17 protein-coding genes are annotated in these 20,643 nt (G+C 40.4%); 14 read left to right on the top strand and 3 right to left on the bottom strand.

All coding sequences use genetic code 11. From position 1 onward, the window contains the following. Positions 1-76: 76 nt before the first annotated feature. Positions 77-1,105 (bottom strand): acyltransferase, encoded by a 1,029-nt coding sequence (locus ACSFXN_RS00610; protein WP_437148263.1) that lies wholly within the window; start codon positions 1,103-1,105, stop codon positions 77-79. Between the two features lie 360 nt (positions 1,106-1,465). On the opposite strand from ACSFXN_RS00610, the gene ACSFXN_RS00605 reads away from it, so the two are divergent. The 10 genes from ACSFXN_RS00605 to ACSFXN_RS00560 all read left to right on the top strand — a co-directional run bounded on the left by ACSFXN_RS00605 (position 1,466) and on the right by ACSFXN_RS00560 (position 15,064). Then, a complete protein-coding gene (locus ACSFXN_RS00605; protein ID WP_437148262.1) occupies positions 1,466-2,992 on the top strand; it encodes a glycosyl hydrolase family 28-related protein in 1,527 nt (508 codons plus the stop codon). Between the two features lie 852 nt (positions 2,993-3,844). Next, positions 3,845-4,540, top strand: coding sequence for a sugar transferase (locus tag ACSFXN_RS00600; protein WP_437148261.1), 696 nt, complete (start codon positions 3,845-3,847; stop codon positions 4,538-4,540). A gap of 967 nt (positions 4,541-5,507) precedes the next feature. After that, a complete protein-coding gene (gene galU, locus ACSFXN_RS00595; RefSeq protein WP_437148260.1) occupies positions 5,508-6,398 on the top strand; it encodes a UTP--glucose-1-phosphate uridylyltransferase GalU in 891 nt (296 codons plus the stop codon). A gap of 534 nt (positions 6,399-6,932) precedes the next feature. Next, complete coding sequence (locus ACSFXN_RS00590) at positions 6,933-8,159, top strand: nucleotide sugar dehydrogenase (protein WP_437148259.1); 1,227 nt, start codon at positions 6,933-6,935, stop codon at positions 8,157-8,159. 472 nt (positions 8,160-8,631) lie between these two features. After that, positions 8,632-10,722 carry a S8 family serine peptidase gene (locus ACSFXN_RS00585; RefSeq protein ID WP_437148258.1) on the top strand — a complete coding sequence of 697 codons (2,091 nt, stop codon included), beginning with the start codon at positions 8,632-8,634 and terminating at the stop codon, positions 10,720-10,722. 250 nt (positions 10,723-10,972) lie between these two features. After that, a complete protein-coding gene (locus tag ACSFXN_RS00580; RefSeq protein WP_437148257.1) occupies positions 10,973-11,458 on the top strand; it encodes a VanZ family protein in 486 nt (161 codons plus the stop codon). A 164-nt stretch (positions 11,459-11,622) separates the two neighbouring features. Continuing rightward, complete coding sequence (locus ACSFXN_RS00575; protein ID WP_437148256.1) at positions 11,623-12,567, top strand: acetamidase/formamidase family protein; 945 nt, start codon at positions 11,623-11,625, stop codon at positions 12,565-12,567. Between the two features lie 73 nt (positions 12,568-12,640). Beyond that, positions 12,641-13,072 (top strand): VanZ family protein, encoded by a 432-nt coding sequence (locus ACSFXN_RS00570; RefSeq protein ID WP_437148254.1) that lies wholly within the window; start codon positions 12,641-12,643, stop codon positions 13,070-13,072. 40 nt (positions 13,073-13,112) lie between these two features. Further along, the gene (locus ACSFXN_RS00565; RefSeq protein ID WP_437148252.1) at positions 13,113-13,742 is read left to right on the top strand and encodes a DUF1269 domain-containing protein; all 630 of its coding nucleotides are present in this window, start codon (positions 13,113-13,115) and stop codon (positions 13,740-13,742) included. Positions 13,743-14,044: 302 nt separating this feature from the next. Then, positions 14,045-15,064 (top strand): peptidoglycan bridge formation glycyltransferase FemA/FemB family protein, encoded by a 1,020-nt coding sequence (locus tag ACSFXN_RS00560; RefSeq protein ID WP_437148251.1) that lies wholly within the window; start codon positions 14,045-14,047, stop codon positions 15,062-15,064. A 79-nt stretch (positions 15,065-15,143) separates the two neighbouring features. Here the strand turns inward: ACSFXN_RS00560 and ACSFXN_RS00555 are convergent, their stop codons facing one another. Beyond that, complete coding sequence (locus ACSFXN_RS00555; RefSeq protein ID WP_437148250.1) at positions 15,144-16,142, bottom strand: GNAT family N-acetyltransferase; 999 nt, start codon at positions 16,140-16,142, stop codon at positions 15,144-15,146. 396 nt (positions 16,143-16,538) lie between these two features. On the opposite strand from ACSFXN_RS00555, the gene ACSFXN_RS00550 reads away from it, so the two are divergent. Further along, positions 16,539-17,021 carry a hypothetical protein gene (locus ACSFXN_RS00550; protein WP_437148249.1) on the top strand — a complete coding sequence of 161 codons (483 nt, stop codon included), beginning with the start codon at positions 16,539-16,541 and terminating at the stop codon, positions 17,019-17,021. A gap of 98 nt (positions 17,022-17,119) precedes the next feature. Here the strand turns inward: ACSFXN_RS00550 and ACSFXN_RS00545 are convergent, their stop codons facing one another. Further along, on the bottom strand, positions 17,120-17,902 hold the full coding sequence (locus ACSFXN_RS00545) for a transporter substrate-binding domain-containing protein (protein ID WP_437148248.1): 783 nt from the start codon (positions 17,900-17,902) through the stop codon (positions 17,120-17,122). Positions 17,903-18,101: 199 nt separating this feature from the next. Between ACSFXN_RS00545 and ACSFXN_RS00540 the strand changes: the two genes are divergently transcribed. Genes ACSFXN_RS00540 through ACSFXN_RS00530 form a run of 3 tightly spaced genes read left to right on the top strand, consistent with a single transcriptional unit; the run spans position 18,102 to position 20,643 of the window. Then, positions 18,102-19,427: an LLM class flavin-dependent oxidoreductase gene (locus tag ACSFXN_RS00540; protein ID WP_437148247.1), complete on the top strand. Its 1,326-nt coding sequence runs from the start codon at positions 18,102-18,104 to the stop codon at positions 19,425-19,427. Positions 19,428-19,430: 3 nt separating this feature from the next. Further along, positions 19,431-19,970, top strand: coding sequence for a GNAT family N-acetyltransferase (locus ACSFXN_RS00535; protein ID WP_437148246.1), 540 nt, complete (start codon positions 19,431-19,433; stop codon positions 19,968-19,970). A 1-nt stretch (position 19,971) separates the two neighbouring features. Next, positions 19,972-20,643: an amino acid ABC transporter permease gene (locus tag ACSFXN_RS00530; RefSeq protein ID WP_437148245.1), complete on the top strand. Its 672-nt coding sequence runs from the start codon at positions 19,972-19,974 to the stop codon at positions 20,641-20,643.

The raw sequence follows: 20,643 nt of genomic DNA, 5'->3' as shown, positions 1-20,643 counted from the left end.
AAAAAACTGCGTACTGCTTCTTATTCCGAAGCAGTACGCAGTTTTTTTGTCATGGCAGTAAAATGTAATTTCATTCTTATGGCACTAAGCTCTTTAATACAGGTACTTTCTTCATCGCTAAAACAATCAAAGCACTTATTAAAACGGTGATAAATACCCGATAAGGTATGGCGATGGCTGAATGAGTATCAAGCCATAATCCAGGGAAATAATCTGCAATAAATTTAAGCACCATCATATGTACTAGATAGATGCCGAAACTGGTAGTATTTATGAAATGCGGTATTGAAGGAAGCTTTTTTGAATTTATATAATGGCTGTGTTTGAATAGCACAAACAATCCAATGCTTGCCAATACTACGTTTGGAGAATGGTAGCCATACCAAAAAGATTGAAAAGATCCATCCGCTTCGGCTGTTGTAATAAAAGTGAGGAAGAAAGTGAAAAGTAAACCGAAAGCCAAACCGACATATAAAAATCTGCGCAATGCCAAAGGAAGTTCATAAGTGAATAAATAATAGCCTAATATATAATAGCCGACATAGTCGGTAACAAAAAACAGTTCCATATTAAATGTAATATCTACTAGATGCTCTAAAACACGTGATATAACGGATGCATAAAACCAAAGGACAAGGAAATAAGTCAAATCCTTTTGCGTAGCATTTTTCAGCATCAGTTTAATCAATGGGCTAACCAAAGTAAGTCCTAAAAGCATGTAGATAAACCAGAAATGGACGGAAATGCCGTTATTTAAAAATCTTTGAATAAATAAAATCGGATTAAGTTCTACCCGCCCCTGGACAAAATAGAAACCGAAATACAATATGCTCCAGCCGAGCAAAGGGATGAAAATTTTGCTGATCCGTTTTTTCAAGAAAGATTGATAAGTATACTCACGCTTGTCGCTCAAAATCAAGGCGCCGCTAATCATGACAAATATAGGCACACACCATCTGGTAAAAGACTCAAAGAAATTGGCGGTTAACCAAGAAGATTTGCCGTCATAATAATTAGCCGTGATAAAAATTGCAGAAATATGTATAGTCACTACAGCAATAGTTGCCAAAACCCGCAACCAGTCAAAAAATAAAAAGCGTTTCAAAGCTTTAACCTACTCTCTATTCGTACTAAAATTATAAATTTAAAACAATACGAAACTCTGTAATTATTCTATAGTAATAAAAAATTGTCAACTATTGCTTTTCATTTATGGAATGCTGCTTATCCAATATTAAATACTAAGAGAGGAAAATTTAGGGCTTTTTCGAAGGGAATCGTGGAACTGTATGACAGCAGCTGCTTTGTGGCAAGAGGTCTTTTATTCATCACTAGAGAATAAAAGAAAGAGTAATATTTTATTGCAGTTGTTTTTAAAGCAGATTTGAAGCGCTTAACGTTTCTTTAACCTTCGGATGGTATCGTTAAGCGAGATAAATAGGTTTACAGAAGAGAGGGAATATAAATGGGATTTGGATTCACGAAAGAAAAGCAGACTCTCGCGACAGCAAATAGATTAAAGAAAATGGCAGATGAAGTGACGTTCAGTGAACGACCGGATAAAACCTTCAATGTTAAGGCGTTCGGGGCTAAAGGAGACGATGAAGCAGATGATTGGCGGGCACTCCAGCAGGCAATTGCTTTTGCTTATAATGCTAAAGGCGGCGGCACGCTATTTTTCCCTCCGGGTTTGTACCGCATCAGCAAGCCGCTTGAAGTGCCGGTGACTGAAGAGGGAAAAGCAGTATCATGGGTCGGCTATAGCGATAAGACGACGGTGATTGCACCTTCCGCCCCTATGGATTATCTGGTGCGGATGCGAGGCGGTGATGGGCATATCAAAGGATTGACTTTCAGAGGCACCGATCCGTTGAATGGATCGGCACAGTATGCAAAAGTATGTATGCTGGCGACCGATATCCGCAACAAAACTTTCTCGAATGTTTCATTTACCTGGGCGAAAGTCCATGGGCTGCAAATTACAGGAGAAGGCAATAACAATCTCTGCATCTTTGACCAGTCGTGTAAATTCGAGCAAAATGGCACGGTGGTTACCGGAAGTGATGGCGGCGGTTCAGGAGATCGTGTGACATTCTCGAAATTCAATCCGGAATCAAGTAACGTTCATGTCGGTGCATACTTGAAAATTGGTAATGGCGAAGGTTCGGTATATCATATCAATTCTGTCAGCACAAAAGGAATAACAGTATCGCCAGCGCTTAAGAACCCTCTCCGCTCAGGAACTGAGTACAAAATACATATTGGCTCAGGCCTTCAAACAGACCGGGGCAGCGACAATAATGTCTACGGCATCCACGACTGCCATTTTGTCGGCAACGCAGGAGCTGGGCTCGTTGTGCGCGGGCTTTATGGCCATAACGTGCAAGGCGGAAATTTTGATGCGAACGGCATTGCAGGCATCCATATCGGCTCTGGCATGATCAATACAACACCGTCTTATTCGAATACGATCAACCATGCTTATTTTGAGGCGAATGGATACGCCAATGTCATCCTTGATTATCCTTCGGGACTCAGCATTATCGAACCGCTGCTCGCCGAACCGGTGGACGGAACAGCAGGAGGGGTCGCTTCTATTGCGTCTTTACGCGACCAAGTATTCGATTATGAAACGACGAGCATCCTTCACAACGGCCGGATGTATAATTTCGTCAATGAATCAACGCGGAACTTTGCATCGAATTCAGTGGAGACTTCAAAAATCACCATTAACCAATCAGCCAGCCTGCTGGGGACCGCCGTTATCAATCTGCCTGAACCGCCAAAGCATCGCTTTAAAGAAGAACTGGAAATCTACGTCGAGAACAGCGGCGGACAACCGGTGCAGGTGCTTTGCGATTTTGCAAAAGTGAACAACAAAGCGGGAAGAGTCGGCGTACAGGCACCGGCAGGAATAGGTTATAAGATTACTGCGTATTATAGCAGGAGCTTGGATAGTTGGATGGTATCTCATACGATGCCGATGTTATAAGTTCATTCTAGGTTGAGAAAAATTATGGATGCAAGAATGCAGGGCCTAAGAGGGCGTCCTTGGTTGTTAAGTAAAAGTATTGGAGTCTATGATACATAAGAGTCTAATATCTCAAAAATTACGTACCATATTCTAAAATAAAGAAGATCTTTTAAGAAGCAGATGCGTATATGCATCTGCTTCTTTTTATTATGAGGAAGCAAACAAGTATACTGTTGCAATATTTCAGCTTGAAACTCAATTAATAGTGAAATCAAAAAGATAAAGCAGACTACTTTTATAAAGTGATTTTAAGAATTTTTTCATTTATTAGTTTTCAAAAAAGTGAAATACCAAGAAATAAGAGAAAGCAACAACACAACTGAGAAACAACCTATTTTTTATGAACGGAATTTAGGATTGGGAAATATAAATTACAAGTAAAAAGAACTATAAAAAAGTGTTTTTTTTGGTTTTATAAAACCACAAAGAACCTTTTTAGGAGATATAAATTTAAAAATAATATCAAAAATTTAATAAATGTTATAATAAATAAAAAAACAGAATATTCAAAAAATAAAATGTTTTTCAAGGAGTAAGCTAGATATAGAGGAATTAATATGGAACTATGAATACATAGAATTATGGGGAATTATTGCTTAAAAGGTTTAATGCTTAGAACCGAGGTGCTTTTATAGCCTATACTATTGCTTTTAAAATTTGCGGACCAGTTTTTGTCTATCCTTGTCGCCTATTTATGTAATTGGTTTATGGAGATAGTAAAGAATCTGAACTGGAAAGATTCTAATCAAAAACCTGTGCAATAAGTTGCTATTTAGAGTGAATAAGTCGAAAGGGAAGGCAGGGAATAATATGGCAATAACCAGTAATAAAAAACCTAGAGAATCTGTTTTTAGCAAAATAAAAACCCCCAACTTCAATCTTTCCAAAATGAATGACAAAAAAAAATATTTGATGATTAAACGGATAATTGATATTTTGTTAGCGTCTGTTGGGCTTTTCTTTTTAACTCCAATTTTTTTACTAGTTTTTGTTTTAATAAAAATTGAAGATGTACACCATTCAGTTATATTCAAGCAAAAAAGGGTCGGCAAACAAGGAAAAGAGTTTAACATGTATAAATTTAGATCCATGGTATGGAATGCTGAAGAAATGAAATCGACTATGTTGAAACGGAATGAAGCTACGGGACCGGTTTTTAAAATAAGGAACGATCCAAGAGTTACACGGGTAGGGAAAATTATCAGAAAGACAAGTATTGATGAACTCCCTCAATTATTTAATATATTGAAAGGAGAGATGAGTCTTGTCGGTCCAAGACCACCGCTTCCGGAAGAAGTAGAACTGTATACTCCTTACGAGAGACAAAGAATTAGTGTAACTCCTGGACTTACCTGTTATTGGCAGGTTAACGGAAGAAGCAATCTTCGTTTTGAGGAATGGGTGGAGATGGATTTAAAGTATATCCGTGAAAGAAATACGTGGATTGATATTAAATTGATATTTAAAACTATTCTAGTGTTATTTGGCTCAAAAGATGCATATTGAATTTATATTTAAAAGCATTGGAACGAAAAACTTAAGCCTTTCTAAAAAGAGCTATTTTTGGAAATAGTAAACATCATACCATTGAAGGAAAAAGCCGTTAACCGTTTTTCTGATGCTATTTGAAATACTTTTATATAAAAGAACTATACTCATGCTCCTATAAAGAAATATTTCTTTTTCTGTTGTATAAAACACTAAAACAGCTTATCTATTTATATTTCCCTCTAAATATTGATTAAAAATTTTTGAAAAACTTATTTGCTTCATTTACAGAATACTGACAAGAAATAATTTTAACTTTTGTATATTATTTAAATATTCCCTTAAACAGTTTATGTAAGCAGAAAAGATAAGGAATAGCTTGTTATATTATAATTAAGTTATAGAAAAGATTAGAAAAATTAAATACGCGGGATAAGAAACAAATCTTATTATAAAGAGGCACGTGAGATGTAGAGCATAATTAAAGGCGCTATATTATTTGTTACAACTATTATTTTTTCTTTGGCTAGAACTAGTTCTCGTGGTGAAGAAGGAACTAAAACCATCGAGAGGAATTCTGGCTCGGAGAATAATGGGGAAACAAGCTAGTCAAACAGCTGATTTTAAAACTTGTCAAGTTAAAGAGAAAGTAGATATTAATGAACTGCCGTCTTCAAGGAAAAAAAGAAGATGGCAGTTTTCCTTTAATGAAACAGTGAAATCGATTTAATAATGTTCGTTTTTGTAATATTTAGTTACTTTATATTAAATTTATGCTAAAATGAAAATATGTATAATAAAATAGGTAAAAAGTATTTGGTGAATATTGCTTTTATGCTGAAATTTATTTTGAGTATATAAAAATGTTCCTGTTTTAAACAATCGAAGTCTGATAATTCCGTTTCCTATGTCAATGAAGAATCGAATTGGACAGAAAAATCGAGATTTAATTGTAGCAATCTTGTAAGTAAAAGGAGGTTGTTTGATGAAAAAAGTAACAAAAGCGATTATTCCAGCAGCTGGTTTAGGTACTCGTTTTCTTCCGGCGACAAAAGCGATGCCAAAAGAAATGCTTCCAATTTTAAACAAGCCTACTATTCAATATATAGTAGAAGAGGCGATTGAATCGGGCATAGAAGACATTATTATTGTGACAGGTAAAGGGAAAAGGGCAATCGAAGACCATTTCGATAATAATTTCGAACTTGAAGCCGATTTGTTAAGAAAAGAAAAGTATGAGCTGCTCGAAGAAGTAAAGGCATCTTCCAAAGTGGAAATTCATTACATTCGGCAGAAGGAACCGAAAGGACTAGGTCACGCGATATGGTGTGCACGGAAATTTATCGGCAATGAACCTTTTGCGGTATTGTTGGGAGATGATGTCGTTCAAGCGGAAAAGCCATGCTTAAAACAGCTTATTGAGCAATATAACGAAGCGCAATCTTCGATTATTGGTGTTCAGCAAGTAGCCGAAGAAGATACACACCGTTATGGAATAATTGATCCCTATTCAAAAAAGGGAAGGCGCTATCAGGTCGGAAACTTTGTGGAAAAACCGAAGCAAGGAACTGCCCCTTCCAGTTTAGCTATTCTTGGCCGTTATATTTTAACACCGGAAATTTTCACTTTTCTTGGGCAGCATAATATTGGAAAAGACGGAGAAATTCAATTGACTGATGCTATTCAACAATTGAATGGTATTCAAGAAGTTTTTGCCTATGAATTTGAAGGGAAGCGTTATGATGTAGGAGAAATATTAGGATTTATACGCACGACAATGGAATTTGCATTAAATAATCAGGAGTTTGGGCAGGATGTAGAGATGATGATGACTGAGCTTTTGTTGGAAAAAAGAATTATGTCAGTTGAACCTTAGATTGTGTGTTTATATGCATTCTAGTTTATGTAGAAAGCCTTTCTAAATTGAGTTAGAAAAATAATAGGGTTGAATTGGGGATAGCAACACAGAAGAAAATTATGATTATACTTTAAAACAATAATCAAAAACAAAAACAAGATGTCCTCAGAACTAGTTCTGAGGACATCTTGTTTTTGTTTATCCAATTCTAAAGGCGAAATTAGTGTAAGAATCCTTCGAAATACTGCTGCAATAAATAAAAAGCTCACCCATAAGTTAGCTTTATGCTACCCAATTTAAATTGTGCTATAATATTAACGCTTGCAAAAAATCCGCAAGAGATTTACAGTCTAATAGTCGATTCCATCTAATGTATATCGCCTTGTAATGATTTAAAGAGTGAATGGATGAAAAACTGCTGCCTCAATAAGCCTTACAAGAAAATTAGAAGAAGTTTAGTAAACAACCTGCTTATTGATATAGCAGAACCATAAAAATTAGTAATATCTGCTCTATAAGAGAAACGATAGTGGTAAAGGGAGAGAAGCTTAAATGTCTTTAGTAAATGTAGTCGGGCTTGGTTATATCGGCCTTCCAACAGCGTTGATGCTGGCGAAAAGCGGCGTAGAGGTCGTCGGAACGGATTTGAACCAGAAGTTAGTGGATTCCTTGAACGAAGGCAAGCTGACGTTCCAGGAAGAAGGCTTGCAGGAGCTGTTTGACGCTGCGCTGGCGAATGGCGTCTCGTTTAGCACGGAATACCAAAAAAGCGATACCTACATCCTGGCGGTTCCGACCCCTTATATAGAAGAAAGCAAGAAGCTCGATCCGAAATACGTCATTTCGGCCGTCAACAACGTGCTGAATGTTTGTGAAAAAGGCGCGGCGATTGTCATCGAATCCACGATTTCGCCGGGCACCATCGACCGCCACATCCGGCCGGTCATCGAACAGCGGGGCTATGTCATCGGGGAAGACGTGCATCTATTGCATGCACCTGAACGCATCATCCCAGGCAATATGATTTACGAGCTGGAAAACAACTCGCGCACCATCGGGGCGGACAATCTGGAAGTGGGCGCGAAAGTCAAAGCGATCTATGAGACGTTCTGCCAGGCGGAAATCGTCTTGACGGACATCCGTTCCGCGGAAATGTCGAAAGTCATCGAAAATACGTACCGCGATGTCAACATCGCGTTCGCGAACGAACTGGCGAAAATCTGCCGCACGGATGACATTGATGTCTACGAAATCATCAAAATCGCCAACAAGCATCCGCGCGTCAACATCCTGCAGCCGGGACCGGGTGTGGGAGGCCATTGCATCTCCGTGGACCCATGGTTTTTGGTCGGGGACTATCCGGATTTGACGAACCTGATCCTGGCCGCCCGGAAAATCAACGACTCCATGCCACGGCATGTGCTGGGGCGCATCCGCGACATCATGCGGGAAAACGACATCAAGGACATTTCCAAGATCGGCCTGTACGGGCTGGCGTACAAAGAAAATGTGGACGACACCCGGGAAAGCCCGACGCTGCAATTGTTGGAGCGGCTGGATGAGCATTTGGCGTTCGGTGTGAAAGTGTTCGATCCGTTTGTCAAAGAACGCATGGTGGACCACCAGTTCATGAACTTCGAAGACTTCATGAACGAGATCGAAGTGCTGGTCGTCATGGTGGGGCATGACCACATCAAAGAGAACATGGACCTGATCCAGGACAAACTGGTGCTGGATACGAAAAACATCTGCACATTCGAAGGCGCTTATAAACTTTAAAGAATTAATGTTAAGTTAAATGTGCTGACTGATTTATTTGCATTTTGCAGAGGCTTTCGGTAGTTCGGATAGTAAGTAAAATCAAAAGAATCGATAAGCAAATTGTAAAAAATGACATTTGCCACTTATAGATAACATCAAAGCCTTCCATTATATATGGGAGGTTTTTTACTGCTGTTTTTCTAAAACCATAAAACCACATTTTGGAGAATTAAAACACAAAATTAATTAATAATGTTAATTGGAGAAAATTAATCTTTTATTGAAGTGATAACAGTAAAGAAGAAACTTAAAAATGGTTATTTTATTGGGAAATGATATAAGAATTAGCAAATATTTATGAAAATATGTGCTAAAATTGAAATTTGTCCTAGTGATTAGCAGTAATATGATATAAACTGATTCAAAGAGATAAAAGTTGAAAAAATTCCTTTTTATAACAAAAAATCCAGGGTGGCAAGGAGAATGCTTAATGAAAAAAATACTGTCGGTGATGTCCGTTTTGATGCTGTTTTCTGCTTCGGGAGATTTAGCATATGCAGATGATGAGAATTTATTGGCAAAAGACCAAAACGAAACAGACCAAGTCATCATTAAATTAAAAGACGATGCCAGCATCAGTTTGGAAAATTCGGTTACTGTAGCGAGTGATTCGCAAGGAAATGATCAGCTGGTTGCCCTGGAAGTTCCAGAAAATCAATCTGTCGATGCTTTTATCGATGACTTGGAAAAACACGAAGATATTCAAAGTGTAGAACCCGATTACCAGGTAAAGCTGAGTTACACGCTGAATGATCCCAGTTTCAGCAATCTGCAGTACCATCATCAAAAAATGGAAACAAAACTGGCTTGGGATAAAACTCGCGGGTCGGCTGATGTTATTGTGGCAGTGATTGATGATGGAATCGATATTTCACACCCTGAATTAAAAACGCAGATTTTTAATCCATTTGATACCGTAAAAGAAAGCAGCAATGTCGCTGCTGGCGCCCATGGCACGCATGTGGCTGGAATAATTGGCGCTTCCATTAACAATGGCCTTGGCGGCGCTGGAATTGCTCCTGCTGCGAAAATCATGCCAATCAATGTTTTTAATGGCAGTTTTGCTTATACTTCAGAAATTATAGAAGGAATTTATCGTGCAGTAGAACAAGGGGCAGATATTATTAACTTAAGTCTTGGAGGCTATGCTTATAGCAGTGCTTTCAACGAGGCAATCCAAGACGCCCATGAAAAAGGCGTCGTCATTATTGCAGCAGCAGGAAATGAAAGAATCGAAAAGCCTTATTATCCAGCTTCCTTCGCCAATGTGATTTCAGTAGCTTCTTCAACGCCTTTAGATAAAGTATCTGATTTTTCTAATTTCGGAAAAAACATTGATATCACAGCTCCGGGTACTTCCATATATTCTACTTTGCCAAAAGGTGCGTATGGGCTGATGAGTGGAACGTCAATGGCAACGCCGATGGTTTCAGGAGTAGCAGCACTCATTAAAGCCAGTGAACCGGCTTTGAATAATATTGAAATTGAAAATCGGCTCTATAATTCAGCGGATGACCTTGGCGTTGCCGGCAAAGATCCTGTCTATGGCCATGGCCGCATAAATGCCAGAAAAGCATTGATGATTAATTATCTTCCAGCTCCTTATGTGTCAGGGGTTTTTGATTATTCCGTAGCTGTAAAAGGAACTACGGAAGCTGGTTCGACGGTAACCGTCAAAAATGGATCTGCAGTGCTGAATACTGGGATGGCGGACAGTGTGGGAAGATTTAAAGTCGCAATTCCGAAACAGGAAATAGGCGCCCAGTTATCCGTTTTCAGTAAAAATGGTGCAGGCTTAGTAAGCAAAGCAAAACTAGTGACAGTAAAAGATGGAATTGCTCCAAGTGTACCGGCTGTCAATCCGGTTTCTTCGAATTCAATCAGCATTACAGGGAAAGCTGAAGTGAATGCGAAAGTATATGCTTATGCAGGAGATAAGAAAATCGGGGAAACAGTGGCTGCGAAAGGCGTTTTTGCAATTTCGATTGCCAAGCAAAAACCAGGCGTTACGATCACCGTAATTGCAGTAGACGCAGCAGGCAATAAAAGTGCCAGCAAAAATGTGAAAGTAGCTGATAAAACAGCTCCAGGTATTCCAACTGTTAATCCAGTGAAAAACAATGCGGTCACCATCACAGGAAAAGCAGAGTCCAATGCGAAGGTGTATGCCTATGCTGGAAAAGTGAAACTGGGTGAAGCCACTGCGAAAAGTGGTGCCTTTTCCATTAAAATTGCCAGGCAAAAAACCGGTACAGCGGTTGCGGTATATGCAGTAGACGCAGCAAAAAACAAAAGCGCTGCTAAGACTGTGAAAGTGGTCGATGCAGCAAAAGCGGCTATTAACTCTAACTATTCAACAACTGCCAATGTGAATATGCGAAGCGGCGCATCAACAACTCATAGCGTAATTACCGTTATTCCAAAAGGAAAAAGTGTGGAATATGTAGCTAATAGCGGCTCTTGGTACCAGGTTAAATATGGCACGAAAACGGGTTGGGTTTATAGCAGTTATCTAAATTAAATTCATGAAAAAGAATGAAACAAGAAATCCCTCGATGTTTTCGAGGGTTTTTTTGGGGGAAAACGCTGTTTTATGTGTGCAAGTTTATCCAATATGATTAGAGTTCTATAGCGATTCCCAGCTGAAAAGAGAGATGCTATAATCGGTGCTAGGGAAAAAGAGAAACTTCAATCTGACTTAAATGGTCAGTAAATCTCCCGCTTGGAAAAGCGGAATAAAACAACGACACAAAGAAAAGGAAATAGATGCCATGTCTTTACATAAAATGCTTTCATGGGCTTTGGTGGCTCTTTGGATGGCTCTGATTTTCTCTTTGTCCCATCAACCGGCTTCTCAGTCCAGTGAAATGAGTTCAGGTATCACAGAGGCAATTTTGTCGGCAATTGAAAAAGCGGTTCCGGATTTGGAGGGAAATATTGATTCGGCTGAACATATCGTCCGAAAAAATGCCCATTTCATCATTTATTTAATCCTGGGTGTATTAACGTTGAATGCACTGAAAACAAGCGGGACTCGCCGAAATCGGGGAACAGTTTTTACTATAGGGATTTGTGTTTTATATGCCATATCAGATGAATTTCATCAGCTCTATGTACCGGGGAGAAGCGGGGAATTGCGCGATGTATGGATCGACAGCTCCGGTGCAGCTGCCGGAGTCTTCCTGTATATGTTTGCTGAAAAAGCACTGAATCGGAACACAGAAAAAACGTTTAAAGCAAAAGAAATACAAAACTGAACTGAGCTTCTTCCGTTAACGGAAGAAGCTTTTTCATTTGTGTAAAGCAATGTGTTCAGAAAAACATAGAAGAGATGTCAAAAGTTTTAAAGTGGCAGCATAGAGTATTAACGCCTTGATAATTATGCTATTATTCAGATAATTAGAAAGGGGGAATTAAAGCAATGGCAAAAACTCATGAGTTTCCTGAAGAGCGTGTGCATTTTACCTGGGCCAAGGACCCGGAGCCGGTGTTGACGATTCAAAGCGAAGATACGGTTGTTTTTAAAACGCGGGAAGTCGCAGACAATCAATTCCATAAAAATTCCACAACAAAAGATATCGCCGGCTTGAACTGGGAGCGGGTGTATCCGTTGGCCGGCCCTGTTGCAGTTGAAGGGGCGGAGCCGGGAGATGCACTGGAAGTGGAGATTGTCGATTTGAAGCCGGGAGATTGGGGCTGGACAGCCATTCTTCCGGGGCTTGGGTTGTTGCCGGAGGATTTTCCAAATGCTTATTTAAGGACGTTCGATTTATCGGACGAGGAGTTTATTCATTTTAATGAGCGTATTAAGATTCCGATTACGCCTTTTCTAGGGACAATGGGTGTCAGCCCGAAAGATGCGCATGGCCAGGCCATCATGCCGCCGGGGAAATTTGGCGGCAACCTTGACACCCGCCAGCTGACTATCGGCACAAAACTATACTTGCCTGTGCAAGTGAGTGGAGCTTTGTTTAGCTGCGGGGATGCGCATGCAGCACAAGGGGACGGTGAAGTATGTGTGTCAGCGCTTGAATGCCCGATGACGGCAACCTTGAAATTCAAGCTCATTAAAGGAAAAAGAATACCGGCTCCGCAATTTTTGACCCGAGGGGCATTGACGCCGAAAGTGAATCATAAAGGATTTTATGGGACTACGGGGGTTGGTCCGGATTTGATGAGATGCGCTCAAGATGCAGTCCGGGCAATGGTGGATCATTTGTCAGAGAATTATGGAATGGAGGCGAAAGATGCGTATTTGCTTTCAAGCCTTTGCGTCGACTTGAAAATTTCCGAAATTGTAGACGCCGGACAATATGTAGTCAGCGCTGTATTGCCGCTTGCGGTATTTGATGAGGAGACTAAGTGAGAAGACTGGCAAGAGTAAATTTTGAGTAACCAGGGCAATACTATCAAAGATGCAAAAGGAGGAAGGGCGGCTTTTGAATATCAGATTGGTGTTGGTTTTATTATGGGCATTGGTTATTATCGTCGCCACTTGCACCAGTGATGCATGGACTTTTTTGTTCAATCAGGAAGTGGATTTTCGTTTTGATTTGCCGCCGGATTTTTCCGAGCTTCTCCGGCTGGATGATATCAGCTTTAGCGATAGTTTTTACCTGATTCAAAAAACAGGCCATATATTGTCTTTTGCACTGCTGTACGTTCTTATCTTGAACTGGCTGAAAAAAAGAGATGCGGCTTTTATTACCAGTGCGGCATTCGCTTTTTTCACAGAGATTTTGCAGCTGTTTTTTGAGCGGGACGGCCGATTATTTGATATGGGCATCGATTTATTAGGAATTTTCTTGGCATATAGTATTCTCAGACACGTCGCCAATGGCAAAAAGACAGGAGTAGAAGATTCTTATTAAACAGGTGCTTTCAATAAAAGGAATGGAGTGGATAGCTTGTATGGAAAATGTCATTATTAGTTATTTTAAAGTGGAGAGTGAAGCTTACCAGGCTTTGTCTGAGCTGAAGAAATCCAGTACGTTCAATGAAGGATTTACGCTGTCCCAAGTGGCCGTCATAAAAAAATCACACGGACATATATTAATGCAGGATGGATTTGATACAGGCAAGCGGACCCAGGACGATACTTGGAAAGGCGGCTTGATCGGAACGCTTGTGGGCATTTTAGGCGGACCGCTTGGTATGCTGCTTGGATTTGGGATTGGTTCAGTAGTCGGCATGGCCAAAGATGCAGGCGAAGCACAAGAAGAGTCAAGTCTTATTACAGCCATTTCTTCTCGGATGAAAGATGAAGATGTGGCAATCATCACGATTGCTCAAGAACGGACTGAAGAATCCTACAATCATATTCTGGAGAAGTTTGAAGCAGTAACGGTGCGCTACAACGCCAGCGATATTCAGGAAGAAGTGGAGCACGCACGTGAGGTGGAGAGTGATCTCCAAGAGAGGGCAAAAGAAGAAATGCGTCGCGAACGGTCTGAACACCGCAAAGAAAGAGCCGAGGAATACCGCAGTAAATTCAAGGAAGAGTTTGAAAGCCTCAAAAAGCGCTTTTCTTCCACAGATTAACAATTAAAGAGCTTGGAAAACATAAAATGAGAACCGCTTGCTTCTACTTTTGAGTTGAAGCAAGCGGTTCTTTTCCTATTCAAATTCTTTGTTAAGAAAATATGAATTTTAAGTATGTAAAATTACAAAAATTTAGAAAATTATTTATTGAAAGAAAAGCTTAATCGGTGTAAGGTAATAGGTATAACTGAGTGATTAATCTAATAATTTGAAAAAAAGAAAAGAATCTGTAGTCCTAAAAAGGTTAAAAACTGCTGAAAAGGGCTGCATGATACCTAATGCAGGAATGAGGGGTCAGGTATATGGATATATTTTTTGAAGAGAATTATGGGAAACTATACGAGGAAATTGAGAATGGCAAATGCGAGGTTTATACTTTCAACCATCCGCTTGGCATTGTAAAGCATCTATTTATTAAACGGGAAGTTCCAATCCGAATTGACGGCAAAACCTATTACGATATTGTTACCCCTTATGGCTATGGAGGACCTGTCATCATAGAAGGGGAAGACGCCAATAAGGCGGAGTTGGTCCAGGAATTCAAAAAAGCGTTCCAGCAATATTGTAGTGAGCAGAATATCATTTCTGAATTTGTCCGGTTCCATCCGGTTCTTAATAATGCCAAGGATTTCACTGATTGCTACGAGGTCATTTTCACACGCAAGACTGTTGGCACGAATCTGGGAGATTATGATGACCCGGTGCAAGCGGAGTTTTCCAAATCTACTCGAAAAAATATCCGCCATGCCATGCGTATTGGCGTAGATTACCGAATCACGGTGAATCCGGAAAATCTGGATTTATTTAAAGAGATTTATCAGGATAATATGAAGCGAATCGGGGCGGATATGTATTATTACTTTGATGAATCGTATTTCGCCAAATGCCTTAAGTTTTTTGGAGAGAAAACAATACTGGTCGAAGCGCTCTATGAAGGAAAGGTAATCGGGGCGGAGTTGCATTTCTTTTATAATAATATTATACACACCCATTTATCGGGCACTTTGGCGGAGTTCCATCACTTATCTCCGGTATATGTCATGACGTACGGCATTGCCGTATGGGGCAAAGAAAATGGCGCTGAACTGATCCATGCAGGCGGCGGCACCACAAATAGCCCGGACGATACACTTTATTTGTTTAAGAAAAAGTTTGGCAAGAACACCGAATTTGATTTTTATGTCGGCCGAAAAGTGTGGAACGAATGCATCTACGACGAGTTATGTACTGCTGCAAGAGTGGAAAAAGAAACCGAATTCTTCCCGGCATACCGATCGAAGAAAGCGGAACAAGTCAGCGAAATCCAAAATGTCCAAGGATAGAAAAGAGCCATCCGCCAATCGAAGCGGATGGTTCTTTTAATAGGCATATCTGTGAAATGCTTAACCGTTTTTAGAACCGTTATCCTCTGTACATCGGGAAATGGGAAGGATTTTCGATGCCTTCCTTACTGGCCTTAATGTCGGACAACATGCGGTAGGCCTCTGGGATCCTAATTTTTTTTCCAGTCAAGATATCCAGAGGTTCTGTTTTGGTGAATCCTCGTTTAAAACGGTAAAGGACATCTGTAGATGCCCCGCCGAGGTGCAACTCTTTCTTGCCATTCTCGACTCCCCAGCGGCAGCCTTCATGTAATATCAGACTGTTTCCCGCTAAGTGAAAGTATGCCGGGTCATTTGCAGACAAATGATAATGGAGATAATCTTTGTGATGAACAAATAATGCTGCAGAGATGTTAATGCCTTCATGTTTGACGTATATAATGAACTGCTTTCCTTCCAAGAGATCAAAAGAGTTCCTTAATAATTCTTCTGAGAATTGATAATACTCCGGTATATCATTTCTTTTTGCCATAATTTGATACAGGCGATGGAATTCATGAATGGTATTTCCTGTAAAATCATATTCGATTTCAACATTGTTTTTTAAAGCTCTCCGGACTTGCTGGCGGGTGGAGGATTTAAACTCATCCAGAAAATAGTCGTTGACGGTCAAGTCGATATACATTGTTATCCCGCGGTTATCAATGCTGTAAATGTCTTTAAAATCCTCAATATTTTTCAGCCACGAATTAAAACGAATATACTCAGCTACAACATTATTCTGTTCACAATATGCTTGAAACTCCTGGTCAAACAGTGCTGCAAGTTCCATTTTTTTTCCGGGCTGGCAATTGAGGATGATTGGACCGCTTTGTCCAAAAGGCGTGATGGCATCATAATAGATTGTTCCTCCAGCCTGAATGGGAATCGGCCTTAATACAAAAGAGTAAAAGATATGCCCAATATCATTTTTAACTTCAAAAACTGTACATTCTCCCTGATCTTGGCTTTCGTATGCTTTGCCCCATTCCGACATAAAAAAAACATCAGGCACCTCTACTTTAGACTTGACTGTCATGTGGTTTTCCTCCTTATACCGATTCAATATTACTAGGTAAATTATAGTGATGAATTGTTAAAAGTAAGTTAAAAAGGATGGGAGAGAAAAATTTTGATAAATAGAGGTCTTATAGAAAAGAGTTCTCATTTCAATAGGAAGTTTAATCCTAATAAATAGATAAAATTAGGGATATAAATTTAAAAATTCTGATTATTGTATTGACTTGGCTTTTGATTACTGGTAAATTAGTATTAAATTCATTATTAAATGCAAATGGTATTAACTCCATCCATCTATAATTAGGTATTTAAGATTAATGAAAAATTGAACTTACAGGATTATTGTCATGAAGTTAATGATCGCTATTAATACTTACGTTAAATGGTTTGCCGAATCATTGAGGAGGTTGTCTATATGCAGAAGGCTGATATTAAAAAAGTATTAATTCTTGGAGGAAGCAATCAGATGGTCCAGATTGTAGAGACTGCAAAAACCAAGGGGTTGTACACAATCGTGTCTGATCATGCGATAGGTGCTCCAGCCAAAAAATGCGCGGACAGTTCTCATGATATAAGCCCAGCAGATGTTTTAAGGTTAATGGAGGTTGGTGAAGCCGAGAAACTGGATGGCATTATCGCTGTATTCGATGATGTGACTACCTGGAACGCTTTGGCGCTGTGCAAAAGATTGCGTGTTCCTTTCTATGCATCAAAAGAGCAGTTGGAAAGCTCTCCTAATATAGATAAATTTATGGATTACTGCAGAACTTTTAATATTTCGGTCATTGATGAAGCAACTCTTGCCGGTACAGTGGAAGAAATGAACGGAAAAGTATTGGAATTTCCGGTTCTTCTCAATAGCTATACTGGAAAGCAGAGAGCCTATGCGACAATCTAAAAAGTGAATATAAGCTTTCATTCTCCTAAAAAGGTAAAGAAAGCAAGAAAATCCCCGATGAATTAAATTAATTCATCGGGGATTTTTCTATTGTCCTATTACTCAGCAATGATATTGTCTCCGAAATATTTCTCGGAAATTTTGGCAAGAGTTCCATCTTCTTTCAGCTTCGCCAATTCATCGTTCAATAAGTTTTTCAGTTCTTCATTTTCTTTTAGGAAAGGAAATGCCACTACATATTCGGCTACTGGATCTCCCACAAGTTTCAACTCAAGGTCACGGTTTTTGGTTTCTGCCAAAAGAACTGCTTTTGAACTGACATAACCTTCCACGCGTCCAAGAACAGCATCGTTTTTCGCGCCTTCTCTGGTTTCGTATGTACGGATTTCGAAGTTTTTGTCAGCATCATATGCTGTCAGTTTTTCGATATGATTTGATCCAAGAACGCCTGCAATCGTACCGCCCGTAAAATCAGCCACTTCATTTATCTTGTTATTGTCTTTCGCTGTCGCTAACTGTGTTCCGCTTTTTGAGTATGGATCAGTGAATGCATATTTTTCTTTTCGCTCATCAGTCACAGCTACATCATTTGCTACTGTATCCACGCGTTTCGAATCCAGCTGCCCCATGATGCCGCTGAAATCTGCTAAAGTCCACTCTACTTCATAGCCCATGTTCTTGGCAGCAGTTTCAATCACTTCAACGTCAAAGCCGACCAATTTATCTTCTTCTTTATAAGCATTGGGATAACTTTGCCCAGTTGCTCCGACTTTTAATACTTTTTTCTCTTCTGACTCTCCGCTTGTTTCATCACCGCTTCCGCAAGCAGCAAGCAATAGCAAAAGTAATAATGCCAGCGAACCTAAAACGATTTTTTTCATTGGTCATTCACTCCTAGCATCAGCCTCAACGTTAAAGCCGAGTTAACTGATATACTTTATTTTCTTTACTATAGTAGAGGAAGAGAACGAAAGTCAACAAAATGTTATAATTATGCATATATTCTTTATTGCTTTAAACCGACTAAGCAGATAGACTTTAAAGAAATAGAAAAAGCAAGTTTTAGGAGGAAATTATCAAGTGGGTAAACAACTTAAAATCGGTCTGTTTTTAGCGGGAACCGGGCATCATGTAGCCTCATGGCGGCATCCAAAAGCCCTGGAAAACGGAGCAATGAACTTATCTTATTTAAAAGGAATAGCACAAAAAGCAGAAGAAGGAAAATTGGATATGATTTTTTTGGCAGATAGCTTATCCGTCAACGAAAATTCCCATCCCAATGTTATTTCCCGTTTTGAACCTTTCACGCTGCTGGCTGTCCTGGCGGAAGAAACTGAAAAAATCGGACTGGCGGCAACCGGTTCCACTACATATAGCGAGCCTTTCCATTTGGCAAGACAATTTTCTTCACTGGATCATCTCAGCAATGGACGGGCCGGCTGGAACGTCGTTACATCATCGATTGCAGCAGCTGCGCTAAACTTCAGCAAGCAGGACCATATGGACCACGCACTTCGCTACGAGCGGGCAGAAGAGTTCGTGGAAGTGGTTAAAGAACTTTGGGATTCATGGGAAGACGAAACCTTAATCCGGGATAAAGAAACCGGCCAATTTATCGATCCGCAAAAATTACATAAAATAAATCATAAAGGAAGATTTTTTGAAGTGAAAGGCCCGTTGAATATAGAACGGTCGCCTCAAGGACATCCGGTTATTATTCAGGCGGGATCCTCGAACGATGGACGCAATCTTGCGGCGCGCACATCGGAAGTGATTTTCACGGCACAGGATAATCTGGAAGATGCAAAACTTTTCTACGCAGACGTTAAACGCCGAGTCCGGGAATTCGGAAGGGATGAAAATCAAGCATTGATCATGCCGGGAATTTTCCCGGTTCTTGGGGAAACAGAAGAAGAAGCTCAACAGCTGTACGATGAACTGCAAGAGTTAATCCCGAAAGAAGTCGGTCTTAGCGTATTATCTTCTTATTTAGGCGGAATCAATTTAAACGATTATCCGCTTGATGCAAAATTTACGGAACTGCAATTCCCTGAAACGGATAGTGTGAAAAGCCGATACGAATTGATCATGAAAATGGCGCAAGAAGGGCAACTGACATTGGAACAAGTGTATAAACGGATTGCCGGTTCACGCGGGCATCATTTGTTCATCGGCACGCCGGAACAACTGGCTGATAAAATGGCGCAATGGCTGGACGTAGGCGGATGTGATGGATTCAACTTGATGCCGCCGTTATTGCCGGATGGCCTTGACTTGTTCGTTGACCGCGTCATTCCTTTGCTGCAGGAGCGTGGGCTATTCCGTAAAGAGTATGAATCCACTACACTTCGTGGACATCTCGGCTTGGATTTCCCGGCCAATCAATTTTCAGAGATGAAAGAGTAGGTGATGAATGTGCATACATATCGTCTTGCTGTCGAACAAGATGCAGAAGAAGTATTGGAAGTTACATTACGGGCTTATGAGCCGGTCCGGGAACTTGGGATCCATTTTGCTGCGGCAACAGCGGATTTGGATTTAGTGAAAAAAAATATCCGTGACAATATTTGTTATATAAGAGAAAAAGATGGCCGGATCCAGGCGACTTTGTCGCTTCGCATGCCGTGGGGCAAGCAGCCCGGACCTTACGGAGTGCCGCATATCTGGTGGTTTGCGGTTGATCCGCTAAATGAAGAAAAAAGAATCGGAACCGCTTTTATGGAGTGGATTGAAACGGAAATACTAAGCAAGCAATTCAAAGCTCCGGCAGTGTCGCTGGGAACAGCGGACAGCCACCCGTGGCTGGCTGAGATGTATGAACGAAAAGGCTATATCCGGGCAGGGCAGGCGGATCTCGGAAAAGGCCATTTGACGGTTTATCTGATGAAGCCGCTGCTGCCGCATTTGCTGAATGAACAACAATTAACATGGATTGGCGGGGAAAGCTGACATGAACTTTGACATACCTTACTTCTTTGAGCTGTTCCCGATGGTCTTGCCCTATTTGCCGATAACGCTGTTTATGGCTGTTATTTCAATGATTATTGCTATCGTGGCAGGGATTGTGCTGGCTTTTATCACGAAAAACAAAGTACCTGTCCTGCATCAGCTGGCGACGCTTTATATTTCGTTTTTCCGGGGAGTCCCGACGCTCGTCCAGTTGTTCTTGATCTACTACGGGTTGCCTCAAATTTTCCCGAGCATGAGCGCAATGGATGCCGTTACGGCAACGATTATTGGCTTAAGCGTCAAAAACTCAGCTTATTTAGCAGAAATTTTCCGGGCTGCGCTCAATTCGGTTGACAACGGCCAGTTAGAGGCTTGTTATACAGTCGGCATGACAAAACTGCAGGCATACAGCCGCATTGTTCTGCCGCAAGCCGTGAAAAATGCCATTCCGGCTACGGGCAATACGTTCATCGGTTTGCTGAAAGAGACATCTTTGGCATTTACGCTCGGTGTAACGGAGCTTTTCGCACAAGGAAAAATCGTGGCGTCTTCTTCCTTGAAATATTTAGAGACGTATCTGGTCATTGCGATCGTTTATTGGCTATTGACTGTCCTTTACAGCTATATGCAGAGTTTGTACGAAAAACGGGTCAATCGGCCTTACGAAACCTAG

The sequence above is a fragment of the Planococcus sp. 1R117A genome (assembly GCF_051417975.1).
In the GTDB taxonomy this organism is placed as follows: Bacteria; Bacillota; Bacilli; order Bacillales_A; family Planococcaceae; genus Planococcus; species Planococcus shenhongbingii.
The sequence above is the reverse complement of the archived record's forward strand: the minus strand, read 5'-3'. Positions and strand labels throughout refer to the sequence as shown.